This window comes from Bartonella sp. AP58NXGY (genome assembly GCF_042195785.1).
GTDB lineage: Bacteria > Pseudomonadota > Alphaproteobacteria > Rhizobiales > Rhizobiaceae > Bartonella.
The window spans coordinates 1-249 of sequence record NZ_JBHIOY010000411.1; the positions used below are offsets into that span (position 1 = coordinate 1).

At 42.2% G+C, this 249-nt stretch carries 1 pseudogene; it reads left to right on the forward strand.

From position 1 onward, the window contains the following. Positions 1 to 249: pseudogene (locus tag ACFINC_RS11735) on the forward strand (hypothetical protein); the annotation flags it as partial.

Below are 249 nucleotides of genomic sequence, written 5' to 3' on the forward strand. Positions count from 1 at the left end.
GGAGCGTATAGCGCCTTATCTGGAAGACATCATTGCATCCTTTAGAGCATATGTGGAACGTTTTAAACATGAAATCACGTTGCAAGATCTTATTGAAGCCATTTGCACGGGGAAAAAACAGTTATGGCTTGTTTTGGATGATGACGAGCGCTTTTTAGCAGCTGTTACAACCCAGATACAACAGACAGTTTTAGGAAAGAAGCGCGCACTGATTTGTGAATGTAGTGGGAAGGGTGTTCTTGATCAAGT